At 50.6% G+C, this 16354-nt stretch carries 16 protein-coding genes and 1 pseudogene; 13 read left to right on the top strand and 4 right to left on the bottom strand.

Going from position 1 to position 16354, the window contains the following annotated elements:
• The first annotated feature begins 229 nt into the window (after positions 1–229).
• The 6 genes and pseudogenes from J2Z18_RS17090 (at position 230) to J2Z18_RS17065 (ending at position 6216) form a co-directional block, all read left to right on the top strand.
• Positions 230–385, top strand: coding sequence for a hypothetical protein (locus J2Z18_RS17090; RefSeq protein ID WP_186311147.1), 156 nt, complete (start codon positions 230–232; stop codon positions 383–385).
• An 87-nt stretch (positions 386–472) separates the two neighbouring features.
• A complete protein-coding gene (nagZ, locus tag J2Z18_RS17085; RefSeq protein ID WP_244869291.1) occupies positions 473–1837 on the top strand; it encodes a beta-N-acetylhexosaminidase in 1365 nt (454 codons plus the stop codon).
• Between the two features lie 369 nt (positions 1838–2206).
• Positions 2207–3145, top strand: a pseudogene (rpoD, locus tag J2Z18_RS17080) (RNA polymerase sigma factor RpoD); the annotation flags it as partial.
• Between the two features lie 197 nt (positions 3146–3342).
• Positions 3343–4365 (top strand): UDP-N-acetylmuramate dehydrogenase, encoded by a 1023-nt coding sequence (locus J2Z18_RS17075; protein ID WP_210095064.1) that lies wholly within the window; start codon positions 3343–3345, stop codon positions 4363–4365.
• A 125-nt stretch (positions 4366–4490) separates the two neighbouring features.
• Positions 4491–5420, top strand: a complete 930-nt coding sequence (locus J2Z18_RS17070; RefSeq protein ID WP_028406260.1) for a manganese-dependent inorganic pyrophosphatase — start codon at positions 4491–4493, stop codon at positions 5418–5420.
• Between the two features lie 280 nt (positions 5421–5700).
• Positions 5701–6216, top strand: coding sequence for a hypothetical protein (locus J2Z18_RS17065; RefSeq protein WP_040738154.1), 516 nt, complete (start codon positions 5701–5703; stop codon positions 6214–6216).
• A gap of 84 nt (positions 6217–6300) precedes the next feature.
• Here the strand turns inward: J2Z18_RS17065 and J2Z18_RS17060 are convergent, their stop codons facing one another.
• Together J2Z18_RS17060 and J2Z18_RS17055 are read right to left on the bottom strand one after the other, a co-directional pair.
• Positions 6301–7329 carry an LCP family protein gene (locus J2Z18_RS17060; RefSeq protein ID WP_210095063.1) on the bottom strand — a complete coding sequence of 343 codons (1029 nt, stop codon included), beginning with the start codon at positions 7327–7329 and terminating at the stop codon, positions 6301–6303.
• Positions 7330–7622: 293 nt separating this feature from the next.
• Positions 7623–8372, bottom strand: coding sequence for a hypothetical protein (locus J2Z18_RS17055; protein WP_007128536.1), 750 nt, complete (start codon positions 8370–8372; stop codon positions 7623–7625).
• Between the two features lie 281 nt (positions 8373–8653).
• Here J2Z18_RS17055 and J2Z18_RS17050 point away from each other — a divergent pair, with 281 nt between their 5' ends.
• From J2Z18_RS17050 to J2Z18_RS17020, 7 genes are all read left to right on the top strand, one after another.
• Positions 8654–9421, top strand: a complete 768-nt coding sequence (locus J2Z18_RS17050; protein ID WP_007128535.1) for an amino acid ABC transporter substrate-binding protein — start codon at positions 8654–8656, stop codon at positions 9419–9421.
• 144 nt (positions 9422–9565) lie between these two features.
• A complete protein-coding gene (locus J2Z18_RS17045; protein WP_007128534.1) occupies positions 9566–10225 on the top strand; it encodes an amino acid ABC transporter permease in 660 nt (219 codons plus the stop codon).
• A 14-nt stretch (positions 10226–10239) separates the two neighbouring features.
• Complete coding sequence (locus tag J2Z18_RS17040; RefSeq protein WP_007128533.1) at positions 10240–10986, top strand: amino acid ABC transporter ATP-binding protein; 747 nt, start codon at positions 10240–10242, stop codon at positions 10984–10986.
• A gap of 204 nt (positions 10987–11190) precedes the next feature.
• Entirely contained in the window at positions 11191–12684 is a 1494-nt protein-coding gene (locus tag J2Z18_RS17035; RefSeq protein ID WP_007128532.1) for an alpha-N-arabinofuranosidase, read from the top strand.
• 5 nt (positions 12685–12689) lie between these two features.
• The gene (locus tag J2Z18_RS17030) at positions 12690–12965 is read left to right on the top strand and encodes a DUF6171 family protein (RefSeq protein WP_007128531.1); all 276 of its coding nucleotides are present in this window, start codon (positions 12690–12692) and stop codon (positions 12963–12965) included.
• Between the two features lie 167 nt (positions 12966–13132).
• Positions 13133–14368 carry an MFS transporter gene (locus tag J2Z18_RS17025; protein ID WP_007128530.1) on the top strand — a complete coding sequence of 412 codons (1236 nt, stop codon included), beginning with the start codon at positions 13133–13135 and terminating at the stop codon, positions 14366–14368.
• Between the two features lie 20 nt (positions 14369–14388).
• A complete protein-coding gene (locus J2Z18_RS17020) occupies positions 14389–14589 on the top strand; it encodes a hypothetical protein (RefSeq protein WP_210095062.1) in 201 nt (66 codons plus the stop codon).
• Here J2Z18_RS17020 and J2Z18_RS17015 read toward each other — a convergent pair.
• Both J2Z18_RS17015 and J2Z18_RS17010 read right to left on the bottom strand, forming a co-directional pair.
• Positions 14586–14972 carry a DoxX family protein gene (locus J2Z18_RS17015; protein WP_007128529.1) on the bottom strand — a complete coding sequence of 129 codons (387 nt, stop codon included), beginning with the start codon at positions 14970–14972 and terminating at the stop codon, positions 14586–14588. The genes J2Z18_RS17020 and J2Z18_RS17015 overlap by 4 nt on opposite strands.
• A 321-nt stretch (positions 14973–15293) precedes the next feature.
• A complete protein-coding gene (locus J2Z18_RS17010) occupies positions 15294–16208 on the bottom strand; it encodes an AraC family transcriptional regulator (protein WP_007128528.1) in 915 nt (304 codons plus the stop codon).
• Positions 16209–16354 lie beyond the last annotated feature (146 nt).

Below are 16354 nucleotides of genomic sequence, written 5' to 3'. Positions count from 1 at the left end.
ATGCGAAAGTGCGCATATGGCGGATTTCCTCTGACATGGAAAGAGCGATACCGCCTGCAGGAAGCTGTCAGCGGTTCGAATCCGTACGCCGAGCATGCATCCATACTAGGATGGGTAATGGCTTTCGAGAGATTCGAATCCGTGGAACAAGTTGTATAGGTAATAGGCCAAGTTTGAGCCGGATGTGAAGAAGACGATCAATGAGCGAAACAGGGAGGAGTGACCCATTGTGAAGATTATCATTACGCAAGCCGAAGCGATGGAACGGAAAATATGGGATGACGTTATGCTGATGTTCGGTCTAAATGAGGACGACAAAATCGCCGACACGGAACAATTCATTTTGACGGAGGAACAGGCCAGGCAGCTGAACCTGATCGGTTAGGAAAAAGGAAATTGAAGTTTCGGGGCCGAATAAATACGTAGCAAGGTTTATAAAAAGGGTGGTGGCTCTAAGAAGATGAAGCAGTTAATGAAACATAAGCAAGCAGGGATATGGGCGATCATTCTGGTCATGATCTTGATGCTGCCGGCTTGTCAAGGCGGAGCAGGAACCAATATGCCGGGAAGCGGATCTGCGGATTCGGCATCCGGGAATGGACAGCAGCAGGAAGGCGACGCCGCCAAGCCGCCTGCTGAACACGAGGAGCAGGGTGGGCCCGCAAGTAACACGGGGGCTTCGGATTCTGAAGAGGAAGGGGATCCGTCCAAGGAAAGCGGGGCAGCTTCAGACCCTGCAATGGCTGCCGCAGCCGCACAGCTCTCCAAAATGACAGACAAAGAGAAGATTGGCCAGCTTGTCATGGTCGGGATCGAGGGTACGCGCATGGACGACGTCGCCCGCAAGATGCTGGATTCCTACCACGTCGGCGGGTTTATTTTCTTTAAGGATAATATCGCTAGCACCAGCCAAGCCGTAACGCTGCTTAACGAGCTGAAAAAGGCGAATGCGTCTAATCCGGTGCCGCTATGGCTGAGCATTGATGAGGAAGGAGGGCGGGTCACCCGCTTCCCGGAGGAATATGTCAAGCTGCCGTCAAGCGGAAAGGTGGGGAGCGGGAATGACCCCGACGTCACCCGTCAGGTCGGCGAGCTTATTGGACGGAAAGTAGGCTCGATCGGTATAAACATGGTCTATGCGCCGGTGCTTGATGTGAACAGCAATCCGGACAACCCGGTGATCGGGGACCGTTCCTTCGGTGAGACGGCAGAAGAGGTGGGCAGGCAGGGCATTGCTTCCATGAAAGGGATTCAGGAAGCGGGCGTCGTGCCGGTCGTGAAGCACTTCCCGGGCCATGGCGATACCTCAGTCGATTCCCATCTTGGGCTTCCTGTCGTAACTCATGATATAAAGCGGCTGCATGAGCTGGAGATTGCGCCATTCCGTAAAGCGATCGAGCAAGGCGCAGACGTTGTGATGGTCGGGCATCTGCTTATGACGGCGATTGATGAGATAACGCCGTCCTCCTATTCCAAGGCGGTCATCACGGATCTGTTAAGGCAGGAGCTGGGCTTTGATGGTGTCGTCATCACGGACGACATGACAATGGGTGCCATTACGAAGAATATCGATGCCGGCGAGGCCGCGGTAAAGTCGATCTTGGCCGGAACCAATATCGTCATGATCGGACACGATTATGCACAGGAGGAGGCTGTCATTCAAGCCATCACGGAGGCCGTGGAATCGGGCGTGATTTCCGGGGAGGTGCTGGATGAACGCGTGCTGGCAACCCTGGCGCTCAAGCAGCGGTACCAATTGAACGACGAGCCGGCGGACATGCCGGACATCGAACGGTTAAATGAGGATACGAGGGCAGTGCTGAAGGAGATAAAGTAAGCCTTTTCTCCTTCAGCGTCAAGCCAAGGCAGGACAGGGGGACTGATTTCGTCATGATCCGGTCTTGGCCCGTTCTCGCCATCCTTATGTACTTGAAGAACATCCGTGAACATATACTACAACAGGCATTCCCGGGATTGAGCAACGAATGCCCCTTTGGATCTCCCGGTACGTATTTCAATCAAAAAAGGCAACCTCTTCAAAAGAGATTGCCGTGCTGGAACTAGAATATATTAGAAGTTGAAAAAATAGGCGTAATATGATAGAATGAAGGATAAATAATTATTAGGTAGATGTCATAATGACCTAATGATAGATTAGCACAAAATTATAGGATTGTCAACAGGGGGGCATAGAATGGAGAACCGTCAGAGTGCGGATTTTGCATTGGATCGTGAGGTAGTGGATGCGGAAAAAGCGGCTAATTCTCCCGCGGAGGATTTTGCAGTTCATGATGACCTCTCCCTTCCGCCAGGCATCAAGATTAGCGATCCGGTTCGCATGTACCTGAAGGAAATCGGCCGTGTTCCCCTTCTCTCAGCCGATGAGGAAGTGGAGCTGTCCAAGCGTATCGAGGAAGGCGATGAGGATGCGAAGCGACGTCTGGCGGAAGCCAATCTTCGTCTAGTCGTCAGCATTGCCAGACGTTATGCAGGTCGGGGCATGCAGTTCCTTGATCTGATACAGGAAGGCAATATGGGATTGATCAAAGCGGTGGAGAAGTTTGACTACTCCAAAGGCTTCAAGTTCAGCACCTATGCGACATGGTGGATTCGGCAGGCGATTACCCGCTCGATTGCCGACCAAGCGAGAACGATTCGAATTCCGGTTCACATGGTAGAGACGATCAATAAGCTCGTCCGTGTATCCAGACAGCTTCTGCAAGAGCTTGGGCGGGAGCCGTCACCGGAGGAAATTGCCAAGGAGATGGATATTACGCCGGAGAAGGTCCGGGAGATCCTCAAAGTTTCACAGGAGCCTGTATCGCTCGAGACGCCGGTTGGTGAGGAGAGCGATTCGAACCTGGGGGATTTCATCGAGGATCAGGATGCGCTGGCGCCAGCTGACGCTGCCGCCTTCGAGCTGCTTAAGGAGCAGCTTGAGGAAGTGCTCGATACCTTGACGGATCGTGAAGAGAACGTGCTTCGGCTTCGCTTCGGACTTGAGGACGGGCGGACCCGAACGCTTGAAGAGGTCGGTCAGGTATTCGGCGTTACGCGCGAGCGGATTCGACAGATTGAAGCGAAGGCGCTCCGTAAGCTTCGTCATCCGAGCCGCAGCAAGCGTCTCAAGGATTTCCTGGAGTAATCGATCGTTTCGTTCACGAAGTGGATCAACACCCCTTGATTGCAGTGCGCGCGCTGCAGTCAAGGGTTTTTTTATGGACTCATGCTTGTGACCCCTCCGATTGACACCAACCGACGAGTTGCATCATAATTATGTAGCATCCCCACAGGCAGGCGATTATCCGCTGTGTGAAAGTGAAATGATAGGGAGTGTCTAAGATGACTTTACATAAATCTGCAATTGATCGATTGTGCAAGCGCCATGTTCCGTTATCCGATTATTCAACTTACGGGGTCGGCGGCTTGGCGAATTATTTGGCTATGCCGGAGACTTCAGCAGATCTTGCGGAGCTGCTGCAGGATTGCAAGCGGCTCGGAATGCCGTGGTATATATTCGGCATGGGCTCCAACATCCTGTTTCCGGACGAACCGAATAAGGACATGGTGTATATTTCCTTGAAGCGGCTTGTCGAGCTGGCGGTCAGGGATGACAAATGGTATGTGGCGTCTGGAACGCCGATGTCGCTCTTGTCGCTTATGGGCTTGATTGGCGGGGGCGATTCGCTGGACTTTACGTTCCTGCTGCCGGGCTGCGTCGGGGCAGGCATCTATATGAACGCTAAGTATAATGCCAGCCAAGTATGCGACATTCTTGATACGGTTTATTATATCGACACGATGGATCCGGGGCTCAGCGTCCGTTCAATCCCGGCTTCGGAATGCCAATTCGCTTACAAACAGTCGATATTCCAGCACCATCCATGGATTATTATCGGGGCAGATCTGAACACGCCGGTCAGCTCCGAGGAGCAGATCAGCTCTACCGCGCTGCTGTTGCAGGAGTGGAAGACGAGAGGAAGTCACCCATCCTCGTTGCCGTCGTTCTTCTCCTTCTTCCTTGGCGAGGTTCATGCGCTCGCGGGAAGAGGCATACCGACCCCGCAGTCGATGCTCGACATTATCAAGTACCGGACAAGTAAACGGCATTTCGATTACCCTTCCTGCGGCTCCGTATTTAAAAATAACTATGATTATGGAGTTGCCATCGGCTCCTTGGTGGATCAGCTGAATTTGAAGGGGACGGAATACGGCGGGGCGATCATTTCCCCGCATCACGGCAATATGATCCTGAATCAGAATCATGCCAAAGCGACGGATATATTATATTTGATGAATGTCATTACAGAGGCGATTCATCAACGGTTCGGTTTTATTCCAGAGCCTGAGATTGTCTTGGTGTAAAAGGGACCATTCAAAAATTCTCTGTAAAGTCATTGGAATAAGGAGCATTTAACGCTATAATCAGATAGGTGACATCTGTTTATGGATTTAAACGGTTAATCTAGGATGTGAAAGGGGAATAACCTATGGCTAAAACATTGATCTTTGGACACAAAAATCCGGATACGGATACGATTTGCTCGGCAATCGCTTATGCCGATTTGAAGAAACAGCTCGGACTCGACGCTGAACCGGTACGTCTCGGCGAAGTGAACGGAGAGACCGCTTATGCGTTGAAATACTTCAACGTCGAAGCACCGCGTCTGGTAGAGACCGTTGCGAATGAGGCTCAGGACGTCATTCTTGTCGATCATAATGAACGCCAGCAAAGCGCTAGCGACATCGAACAAGTTCGGGTGGTTGAAGTTATCGACCATCATCGGATCGCCAATTTTGAGACAAGCCAGCCGCTGTACTACCGCGCTGAGCCTGTCGGCTGCACCGCTACGATCCTGAACAAGATCTACAAAGAGAAGGGCATTGCAGTCCGTAAGGAAATCGCAGGGCTGATGCTGTCCGCCATTATATCCGATTCGTTGCTGTTCAAATCTCCAACCTGCACAGAGGAAGATGTTGCTGCTGCCCGCGAGCTCGCGGAGATTGCAGGCGTCGATGCGGAAAGCTACGGACTCGACATGCTGAAGGCCGGTGCCGATCTGAGCGACAAAACGATCGAGCAGCTTATTTCCCTTGACGCGAAGGAATTCAGCATGGGCGCAGCGAAGGTTGAAATCGCCCAAGTGAATGCGGTTGACACAAACGACGTTCTGTCCCGTCAAGCAGAGCTTGAAGAGGCCATTCAAGGGATTATCGCTAAGAAAAACCTGGATCTGTTCGTGTTCGTTGTTACAGACATTCTGAATAACGACTCGATTGCGCTCGCGCTTGGCAAGGATGCCAAGGCGGTTGAAAGAGCCTACAATGTGTCGCTTTCGGATAATAAAGCGCTGCTCAAGGGCGTTGTATCCCGTAAATCGCAAATTGTTCCCGTGCTTACCGAAGCTTTCAATCAATAATACTTATGTTAAGGCCTGTCCCTGCTGAACCATTGGTTCGGCAGACAGGCTTTTTTTGTTGCGGACAGCGCGGCGGATGTGCATTCACCGTCATTGAAATGCGAAGGTTGAGATATTGTAATGAATTTACACCGCTTTGACATCCTTTTTGGCGCGATGCTCCGTATAATCGTAGTATGAATCATAAATAGAGGATTGTTTCAATCTCACGGAATTCGGGTAATATACGGTGAGAAAACGATCTTTCACACTTAGTAATGTTGAGGGAGCGATGAGAAGTATGAAGAAGACGGCTTGGAGATTGGGAGCGTTGATGCTGCTTGGTTTGTTCATGATCCATTCGGTTGGCGTAGCCTCGAGCAACAATTATGAGCCGGTTCCGAAAGCTTCGAATCAGGAGGCTGCCTATATCAATGCGCTTGAGGTGAAAGACGGACAGGTCTATCTGGAAATCGATCCGATTGAATGGTACGAAGGCGAGGAAGCAAACGCGATCTTCCGAGAGCGGGAGCAAGACCCGGAAATGACCGAAGCCCCGGACGGCTATTATATTGTTAATGATACGGAAGAGCGGATTACATTGCCCGTAGCGGGAAACGCTGAGGTTCGCCTGCAGCTGTATGATCATACCGGACGGTATGAGGATGCCCAGGTCGTGTGGAATCAGCAGGTCAGCCTCGACAAGTTCACCGATATCTATCGAAAAGACGATATTGTGGATATGAAATGGTTCCCGTTCCACATCACGGTGGAAGACGGCGAGGTCGTGAAGATCATCCAGCAATATGTGCCGTAACTTGGGCCTTGAAGGCCCAAGAAGGCTTTATGAGTACATCCGGCTCGTCCTGGGATCAGATCAGCGCTGCACTGAACCTTTTGCCTAGTCCATATCTTGAGGGTGAATAAGGTCTTGTTTATTAATATCGCTATTTAACCAATTTGAGATAAGCTTTTGAGTGTATTCTAAATCTTCTGCATCAAGGTCATAGTACCAGGTGGTTCCTCTCGTTTTTCCCCGGCCTTGTAACATGTGGTTCTCAAAATCAGGCGGCGTATCATTTAAATAAACAGTTTCAGCCAATTTCAGGATCAGATCAGGGTCCATGTTAGTGGTGAAATTGGACCCCGCAATATCGATTAATTCAGGAACTTTAGCGACGTTCTTGAAATCTAAAATTTTGTTCGTAACGGCTCTAATAAATATTCGCTGCCGCTCGGTACGTTTAAAATCGGAGTCCTCTCGGTAACGAACGTAACTTAAAGCATCAAGACCGTCATACATCGGTTGGTTAGGCTCTATCCTTAATTTTTCATGCTTCGGGTTCTTATTTTCAATTACTTTGGTTATCGGAAGCTTTACACCTCCAATTGCGTCCACAATGTCTATAACTCCTTTAAAATTCACTGTAGCGTAATAATCGACTCGGTTCTTGAGTAAGGACGCAACTGTGTCCATACTCATTTTTTCTCCGCCATGAGCATACGCAGAGTTGATTTTTGATTTTACATCCCTGCCTATTATTTCAGTATATGAATCCCGGGGGATCGAGACTAATAGGATTTTGTTATCTTTAGGTCGAATTACGGAATATATGATCGTATCTGATCTGCTGGGCTCTTGATCACGCTGATCAATCCCCATTAGGAGCAAGGAAAAGGGTTTACCTTCATAGGCGTGAGTATTTCTAATCTCGTACCCAAACGGTTTGTAGGAATTGTCTAACGTTTCTTTGATATCTTTTTTGAGCAGTGTATTAAAGGCAAGCAACGATAATTCTTTTCTGAACAGATATCCAGCGCCGACAAGCAGGATGAGTATGATGAGCGATATCCCGATCCGTTTCTTGATATTGATTCTGCTGCGGCCCTTAAGCCTCCTCCTTGACACCGTTCTAGGTTCCAGTTCCATATAACGTTACAACTCCTCAATAAATAGTTTTGAAAATGAAAATGGTTAACGGATGCCGAGTAGAAGTTGATCCCGTGAAGAAGGGGTCGAAGGGTTTGCCAATATATCATTCGATCGATTTGAGAGAAGTAAATCTCGGCATTATATCCCTATTCTAGTTTAATTTCCAGAAAAATCAACAAACTTCTTGGTAGATTTGCAATGCTGTCTCTCAATGACAAGAAGTGCCGCTGCATGCATAGCGACACTTCTTTGTTATATTATTTGTTTTTGACTCGGATCGCCGGCATGGACTAAGAGTCCTTGCGGCCTGGATGTGCGGGCGGCGCCAGCTTTCCATTAACGACATCGCTGACGAACTGCGGAAGCTTCGCCTTATGCTCCGAATATTCTTCCTTGGAAATTTTCCCTTCCGACAGTTTTCGGTCAAGACGCTTTGTAAATGCCTGAACCTGCTGATCGATCACGGACTGCACGGCTACTCCTTGCTCCTTCGCCAGCTGGGCAAGGGTTTTACCGGACCGGAGGGATTCCTTCAATTGGTCATCCGACAGCTTCAGCATTTGGGCAAGCTCATGCTCGGCGGCAATCATTCTTCCTTGGCGATGATGTACCCGCTGCTTCTTCCACCCGCCTTTGGCATCGAGAAGTCTGTCGGCAGCCGCGGAGTAATCAATGGATTTACCGAGCTGCTTCGGGTGTGCCGCTACTTTCTCCTTCAACATCTCGACGAGCTTCGCTTTTATATCCTCTCTGGAAACCCCTTGCTCTTTGGCAATTTCAGCGAGCGAGGAGGTCTTGAGCTTGTCCCGCAGAACCTCTGGCTCTAGCTTGAGATAATCGGAGATGGCTTTGAACATGCGGCCGGGTTTATGCTGACCGTGGCCGTCTTGCGCGGCAGGGCGAGAAGGAGAAGAGGCCTGATTCTCATTACCTGCAGGCTCCTGCGCCCATGTCGTGCCGGGCAGATAAGCGAGTCCCATGACGATGGCGATCGTCATCAAGACAAGTCTTCTGGTGAAATTCAAATATTTACGGTTCATATGGGTTACCGCCTTTCTGGATGTTTGGTGTAACGTTCGTCATTGTTTCCCGTTTTGCTGAGTTCATCATTAAAATAACCTTAATATAGGATGAAAATACATAAATTACATTATTTCGACAATGTTGATGAAGCTTCTGTGAACCTATCGACTCTTTTCTGCTAATATGGTATTATGGTGTCCTGATAACGCACTAAAGCAAAACGCAGAAATTTTCATATTGCACGGATCACCGATATCCTGAATATGGCTGCATGAATTGTCACAAGGGGGATTTATACATGAAAAAATTGGCGTCATTATTGGCAGGATTGGTTATCCTAATGACTGTGATCGGGTGTTCAAGCACAGGCGGCAGCTCGAATGAGCTGGTGATCGGCATCGACGACAAATTTGCTCCGATGGGCTTCCGGGATGAGAACAACGAAATCGTCGGTTTCGATATTGATTATGCGCGTGCCGCTGCAGAGAAGATGGGGATGGAGGTAAAGTTCCAGCCGATCGACTGGAAAGCGAAGGAATCGGAGCTTAGCAGCGGACGGATCGACCTGATCTGGAATGGTTACACGATTACGGATGAGCGCAAGGAGAAGGTTCTGTTTACGAAGCCTTACCTTGAGAACAGCCAGGTAGTGGTTGTGCTTGAAGGTTCAGATATCAGTACCATTAGTGACCTGGCCGGCAAGAATATCGGCCTGCAGTCGCTTTCGTCCGCAGCCGATGCGCTCAGTGCGAATGCTATCCATAGCCAAGTGAAGGACATTTCCGAATTTCCGGACAACGTGCTTGCCTTAAGCGATTTGAAGAATGGCCGGGTGGATGCCGTCGTGATTGACGAAGTCGTTATGAAATACTACATGTCCAAGGAAGAAGGCACCTTCAAGATTTTGGACGAATCTTTGGCGCCTGAACAATATGGCATCGGAGTGAAGAAGGGCAACGAGGAGCTGCTGAACAAGCTGCAGAAGGCTTTGGATGAGCTGAATGCCGATGGAACAGCAGCATCCATATCTGAAAAATGGTTTGGCGAAGACAAGGTACTGAAATAATTTGCAGAACCAAAGGTTACGAACGCAGTCTTTCCATAGCTAATGATCAAGAAACCGGACTTTGACCCAAGGCTCCGGTTTTGTTGACGACATTAATGAAAAACTCTGAATTTGAGTTTTCATAACGGGAGTATAGTGATCAACATGAATTTGGATTATATCATTCAGATCGGCAAGCCGATGCTGGAGGGCGCACAGACAACGATACTGCTGTTCTTCATCGCCATCATTGCATCCATCCCGCTCGGCTTTGCCTTAACATTAATGGCGAGAAGTTCGGTGAAGCCGCTCGCCTGGTTTGCGGGAGTTTATATCTACGTCATGCGGGGCACGCCGCTGCTGCTGCAGATGCTGTTCATCTGCTTCGGCCTGCCTGTGCTGCCGGTCATCGGGGAGTATCTCGTTTTTGATCGTTTTGTTGCGGCATGCTTGGCCTTCGTGCTGAACTATGCCGCCTATTTTGCCGAAATTTTCAGAGGCGGCCTGCTGTCCATAGATAAGGGACAGTATGAAGCCGCACAGGTGCTCGGCCTTAGCAGATGGCAGACGATGGTCAGAGTCATCCTGCCGCAAATGTTCCGCGTGGCTCTGCCGGCCGTATCCAACGAATCCATTACGCTGATTAAAGACACCGCGCTGCTGTATGCGGTGGCGGTACCGGAGCTGCTTCATTTCGCGCATACAGCCGTCAACCGCGACTTTACGATCATGCCGTTCGTGTTAGCCGGCGCCATTTATTTGCTGATGACGCTCGTACTTACGCTGCTGTTCAGATACCTCGAACGACGATTTAAATTTCAATAGAAGGAATGGCTGCTATGGCGATTATTGAAGTATCCCACATGAAGAAATCATTCGGACAGCTGGACGTGCTGAAAGACGTCAGCTTCGATATACAACGGAACGAAGTCGTGGCCGTTATCGGCCCCTCCGGCTCGGGAAAGAGTACAATGCTTCGGAGCCTTGTCCATCTGGAAGAGATCAATGGCGGATCGATCAAGGTCCAGGACCAATATCTGGTGAAGGACGGCGCATATTCCGCTCAAAAACAAATCAAGACGATCACTTCCCGCATGGGGATGGTGTTCCAGCACTTTAATCTGTTTCCGCATCTCACCGTTCAAGAGAATTTGGCGCTCGCACCGAAATACGTGAAGAAGGAATCGAGGGATGAAGTGGCAAGAAGGAGTGCTGCATTGCTGCAAAAGGTCGGCCTTGCGGATAAAGCGGGAGTCTACCCGGCGAACCTGTCCGGGGGGCAGAAACAGCGTGTCGCCATTGCGAGGGCGCTCATGATGAGCCCCGACATCCTGCTGTTCGACGAGCCGACGTCGGCGCTCGATCCCGAACTGACGGGGGAAGTGCTTGAGGTGATCCGGCAATTGGCCAGGGAGAATATGACGATGATTATCGTTACCCATGAGATGGGATTTGCACGGGATGTAGCGGACCGGATCCTCTTCATGGATCACGGACAAGTGATCGAGTCGGGAACGCCGGAGCAAATCTTTTATCATCCGAAAGTCGATCGAACCCGGGAGTTTCTTAACCGGGCGATGCGTTAACCAATATAGACCTGCTGCACTTACAGGACCACATCGTCCTGCAGGTGAAGCAGGTTTATTTTTTGGGCGAAAAATATGTATTTTTAGTGAAAGCGTTTAATTTCCGGGTTGACGAATGGAGAAATGCCCGATATCATTGTTTTAAAGAAATATGAATTGATTCATATAAATATTTATAAAAGTACAGCGAGGAGCGAGTAACCAATGAGTCATGTTATTACGATTAACGCCGATGTGTCGCATGGAACGATTAACCGCAATATTTACGGGCATTTCTCCGAGCACTTGGGACGCTGCATTTATGAAGGGATCTGGGTCGGCGAAGATTCGAAGATTCCTAACACGGAAGGAATCCGAAATGATGTATTGGAAGCTCTGAAGAAGCTCAAGATTCCGGTACTGCGTTGGCCGGGCGGCTGCTTCGCGGATGAATATCATTGGAAGGACGGCATCGGACCGCTGGAGAACCGCAAGCGGATGATCAATACGCACTGGGGCGGCGTGGTCGAGAATAATCATTTCGGTACCCATGAGTTTATGCGGCTGTGCGAGCTGCTGGAATGCGAACCATACATATCGGGCAACGTCGGAAGCGGCACGGTTCAGGAAATGTCGGAATGGGTCGAGTATATGACGTTCGACGGGGTGTCTCCGATGGCTGAATGGCGTAAGGAGAATGGCCGGGAGAAGCCTTGGAAGCTCAAATATTTCGGCGTGGGCAACGAGAACTGGGGATGCGGCGGCAATATGCGTCCGGAATATTATGCGGACCTGTATCGCCAGTACCAGACCTATGTCCGGAATTACGGTGAGAATAAGGTGTACAAGATCGCCTGCGGCCCGAACGTGGACGATTACCGCTGGATGGAGACGGTCATGAGGGAAGCCCATCCGTTTATGAATGCGATCAGCCTCCATTATTACACGATTCCGGGCGAATTCTGGACAGGCAAGGGCCCTGCGACCGGATTTACGGAGCAGGAATGGTTTACGACCATGAAAAAGGCGCTCCATATGGATGAGTTGATTACGAGACATTCCGCGATTATGGATCAATATGATCCGAACAAGCGGATCGGTTTGATCGTCGATGAATGGGGAACCTGGTATGATGTGGAGCCTGGAACGAATCCCGGCTTCCTGTATCAGCAAAACACGATTCGGGACGCTCTCGTTGCCGGCTTGACGCTGAACATCTTCCATGAGCATAATGACCGTGTCGTCATGGCGAATATCGCCCAGATCGTCAACGTGCTTCAGTCCGTCATCTTGACGGAAGGAGAGAAAATGCTGCTGACGCCGACTTACCATGTGTTCAATATGTATAAGGTGCATCAAGACGCGGAACGTCTGGATGCCCACATCAGCGGCTCCGAATATGAAATGGACGGCGAAAAGATTCCGCAAGTCTCCGTCTCTGCATCCAAGGATGCCGAAGGGAAAATCCATGTCAGCCTGTGTAATGTAAGCCATGATTCGCAGGCGGATGTGTCTGTTGCCCTCCGCGGTCTTGGCGGACCGATCTCCAAAATCAAGGCAGAGCAGCTGGCCGCAGATTCGCTGGACGCCCATAACACCTTTGAGGAACCGGACGCGCTTACGCCGTCGACCTTCAGCGCTTATGAGGTGGAGGAAGGCGTCCTCCACGCGAAGCTGGCTCCGATGTCGGTGACCGTCTTCGAAATTACGGCGGGGTAATCCGCATGGCGGATAACCGATGCAAGGGCTGCCGCGACGATTATGTCGTCGACAGCAAACAGATTGAGCGTGTGCTGGCGTCCCCGATGTTCCGCTCGGACCGCTGCGTCTCCGACAGCGAGTATGAAACTCGCCTGCATGCCTGCATGTCATGCCCGAAGCTGCAAGGCGGCACCACATGCCTGGTATGCGGCTGTATCGTGCAGATCACGGCAAAGCTGAAGGAGAAGCGTTGTCCATATCCCGGAGAAGACCGATGGTCGGCTGAGGCCGTATCTTGACGCTTCCCGGTACATTAGCCTGCTTCCCGTGTATTAAACACGGGAAGCAGGTTTTTTTAATGGAGGATTTCCTCGTCACAAGGGACCCGAGGTTTACAAATTCTGACGGCCGATGATATGATTTTAAGATACATATTGAGACTTAGGGCTTAGGAATGGAGGCTGCAATGAATAGAGGAATCTTCGCCTGTTACTGGACCGCTCATTCCGGCACTTCGCTGGCTGATGTGGTATATATCATGGTGATCACTACCTATATGTACCAGGAATCGGGCTCTGCATTCATCGCCGCGCTGTTTCCGCTGCTCAATGCAGCAGCCAAATTCGTGGCGGGATTCACGGTGCCGCTTCTTATGGAAAGGTACCCGTTTGCCAAGCTTCTCACTAGGCTGCAGCTTGTAAAAGCGTTGCTCGTTACCGCGCTTGTGGTGTTTTTTCCATACATCGCTCCGCACGTTTATCTGCTGTGCATCTTGATCCTGCTGATCGCCTGCGCTCACGGCTGGGGGACTCCGCTCCTGCAGTCGATCGTGCCGCGAATCGTGCCGTCGGACCGGCTTGTAAAGGCGAACAGCTCCCTGTCGGTGACGGAGCAATCGCTGCAAATTGCGGGCTACACCTTCACAGGCTTCCTGGTGACCCAGATCGGGCATCAACCGACGTTAATCATTACGGCCATCCTGATCTGGGTATCGGTGATCAGCCTGCTGCTTGTCGCACGGGTAATGCCAGGTGACGATTCGGGCCCGCGGCGTGTGAAGCCGAATCGTAAGGCGATTCTTGAGGGGTGGTCGTATTTATGGCGTATCCCGACGCTTCGCATCGTAACAATCATGGATATGATTGAAGGCGTTGCCGGAACGATCTGGGTCGGTGCCATTACCTTGGTTTACGTGAAGGAAGTGCTGCATCAAGGAGAAGCATGGTGGGGCTTTATTAATGCAAGCTATTATGCGGGCGCGATTCTGGGCGGTCTGCTGACGGTTCTGTTCTCATCGTTTATCCAGAAGCATTTGATCGCTTGTATGGCTGCAGGCTCCGCCGAGTTCAGCCTGCTGACGCTGTGGTACGGGCTGAACAGCATTCCGATGGTTGCACTCGTGCTGTGTATCGGAATGGGACCGGCGTATCAGCTGAGGGACGTTGCACAGCAAACGGCTTTCCAGACGAGCATCGAGCCATCCATGCTGCCGAAGGTATACGCATCGCGCGGCATTCTGCTTTCAACGATTACGAGCATTTCAATCGCCGTCATCGGTCTGATTGCGGATACGCTCGGCATTCGGATGGTCTACATCATCGGTGCCGCTTGTATTGCGGTTTCGGCGGGACTGTCCTTCGTCATCGTAAGCTTGCAAAAGAAGCAGACCCAAGCGGTGGACTCAAGCGGGAGAACGGCTTAGCAAGAAGATTGAAGTTTATTTTGGCGCTGTGGAAATCCATTATCAAGAACAAGAAAGCTGCACCTGATATCCGGACAAACCGGAAGATCGGTGCAGCTTTCTTAATGTTGATTTCCTATCATGAGGGGCACGATGGCCGGAGTATGCTTGGAATGCTGTCGCTGCCGATCATCGGGCAATCGGCCGTTGGCTGCTCGGTTGAAACGCCGGCTTACACCTAGCGCTTCTTGGTAAATAATGAATCGACGGATAGCAGGCTGCTGCCGCTCAGCGCAAGATGGGCCGCCATGGCAAGAAGCGCAATGTCGAGCTCGTAGCCGTTCAGGAATCCCATCCCGAGCTTGGCCTGTACGATGGCAACAATCAGCACGATTCCTAGAACAACGGAAGCGATGCGGGTGGCGAAGCCCAGAATGAGAGCAATTCCGCCGACGATTTCGATTATGGCGACAACCGAAGCCATGAATGCCGGAATGCCAAGGCTCTCGAAGAAGCCCTCGATATTGCCGATGCCACTCCCGAATTTATCCAGCCCATGGGCCAAGAAGATAATCCCTAGGACAACCCTTATGATCAAAGTGCCTGCAGAAGCATAGCTTTTCATTTTGAGTCGTTCACTCCTTTTTTTAGATGTTTTAACCGTGACTATGACGGCGTCAAACCCTAGTAATGTTATTAGCTAACTTTTCGTATAGGAATAACAATACGTTGTATCATACAGACTCATCTATTCATTGTCAAGTAACTAACTAAAAATCACTTAAAGGAGAAATGTTCAGCTTGAAGCGGCTCAAATCCAGAGTTTTTGGCTTGCTTGATTTGGAAGACACATCCTAATAACGAATAGCCGCTCTGCCCGTGAAGCGTCATGAAGGGACGGTACCGCGCTGCCGATCTCCCGGGTAATGCGGGGGCAGTGTCAATGTTAGGTACGGGGCTTATAATCGGTCGGCGATTGTCCGGTCCAGCGGCGAAACTGTCTCGAGAAATGGCTTGCTGAACGGAAACCGAGCTTGTCGGCGATGGCATAGACCGGCAGGTTAGTCGTTACCAGGAGTTCCTTAGCCAGGTTGAGCTTCTGCCTGCTGACATACTGCCTTGGGGACATACCATAAATCTTGGTGAACTGCTTGCTGCACTGGCTGCGGCTCAGATTAAGCTCCCGAGCAACGCGGCTGACCGAAGCATCCCCGGATAATCCCGACAGCAGCTTCTCTTCGATGGCATGTGCTACATCGGCCGTCATCGCTGATGCTGGGCGAGGAGCCGCCGATGAAGGGGCTTGGGAAGGAAGCGCAGGACCCAGCACGGGGGAATTTAGAAGCATAAGCACCTCATGTATGATCAGCAGGGTGTAGGATTGCAGAAGCAGCCGCTCTTCGAACGAAAGCTCGTGCTGGAGCTGACCGGTCTGGTCGGAGATCCCTTCCTTGATGTTCAGACTCCGCGGGATAATTCCCTCCAGCTTTTTTACATATTCGCCGAGCTTGGTCCGTTCTCCCACGGATCTCGGAAAATGGCGGAACGGCGCAGAGGACAATCTGCTCCGAATGTCGGTATCGTCCAGATCAAAATGTACATTGAAATAACCGTACGGCCTGCTCGAACGGTTCGAAGATTGATGACGCACCCCCGATTTGATCAGCAGCCATTCGCCTTCCCGCAGCGTGAAGCGATCCCGGTGGATTTCCTGTTCAACCTCGCCCTCCATGCAATAGAGAAGCTCGAACAGATGGTGATGATGTCTCGGATAGTGCCACCCCGGCGGTTGATGATCGAAATGGCAGCCTGTTACCTGCAAGGTATTGATCATATTGGGGAATCGGAATTTAATATCCATGGGAACCGGGACTCCTTTATCGAATGAATCAGCGTATCGTGTAATCTATCATATCATATGGATAGGCGGATCCATGCGAGAAAATGGCACAAATGGTATAGAAGATGCTCCATTTGGAGATTGAGTGAGCCGTTCTTTTCATAGAT

This window comes from Paenibacillus lactis (genome assembly GCF_017873605.1).
In the GTDB taxonomy this organism is placed as follows: Bacteria; Bacillota; Bacilli; order Paenibacillales; family Paenibacillaceae; genus Paenibacillus_AQ; species Paenibacillus_AQ lactis.
Note: the sequence above shows the minus strand (reverse complement) of the source record. Positions and strands in the feature narration are given on the sequence as shown.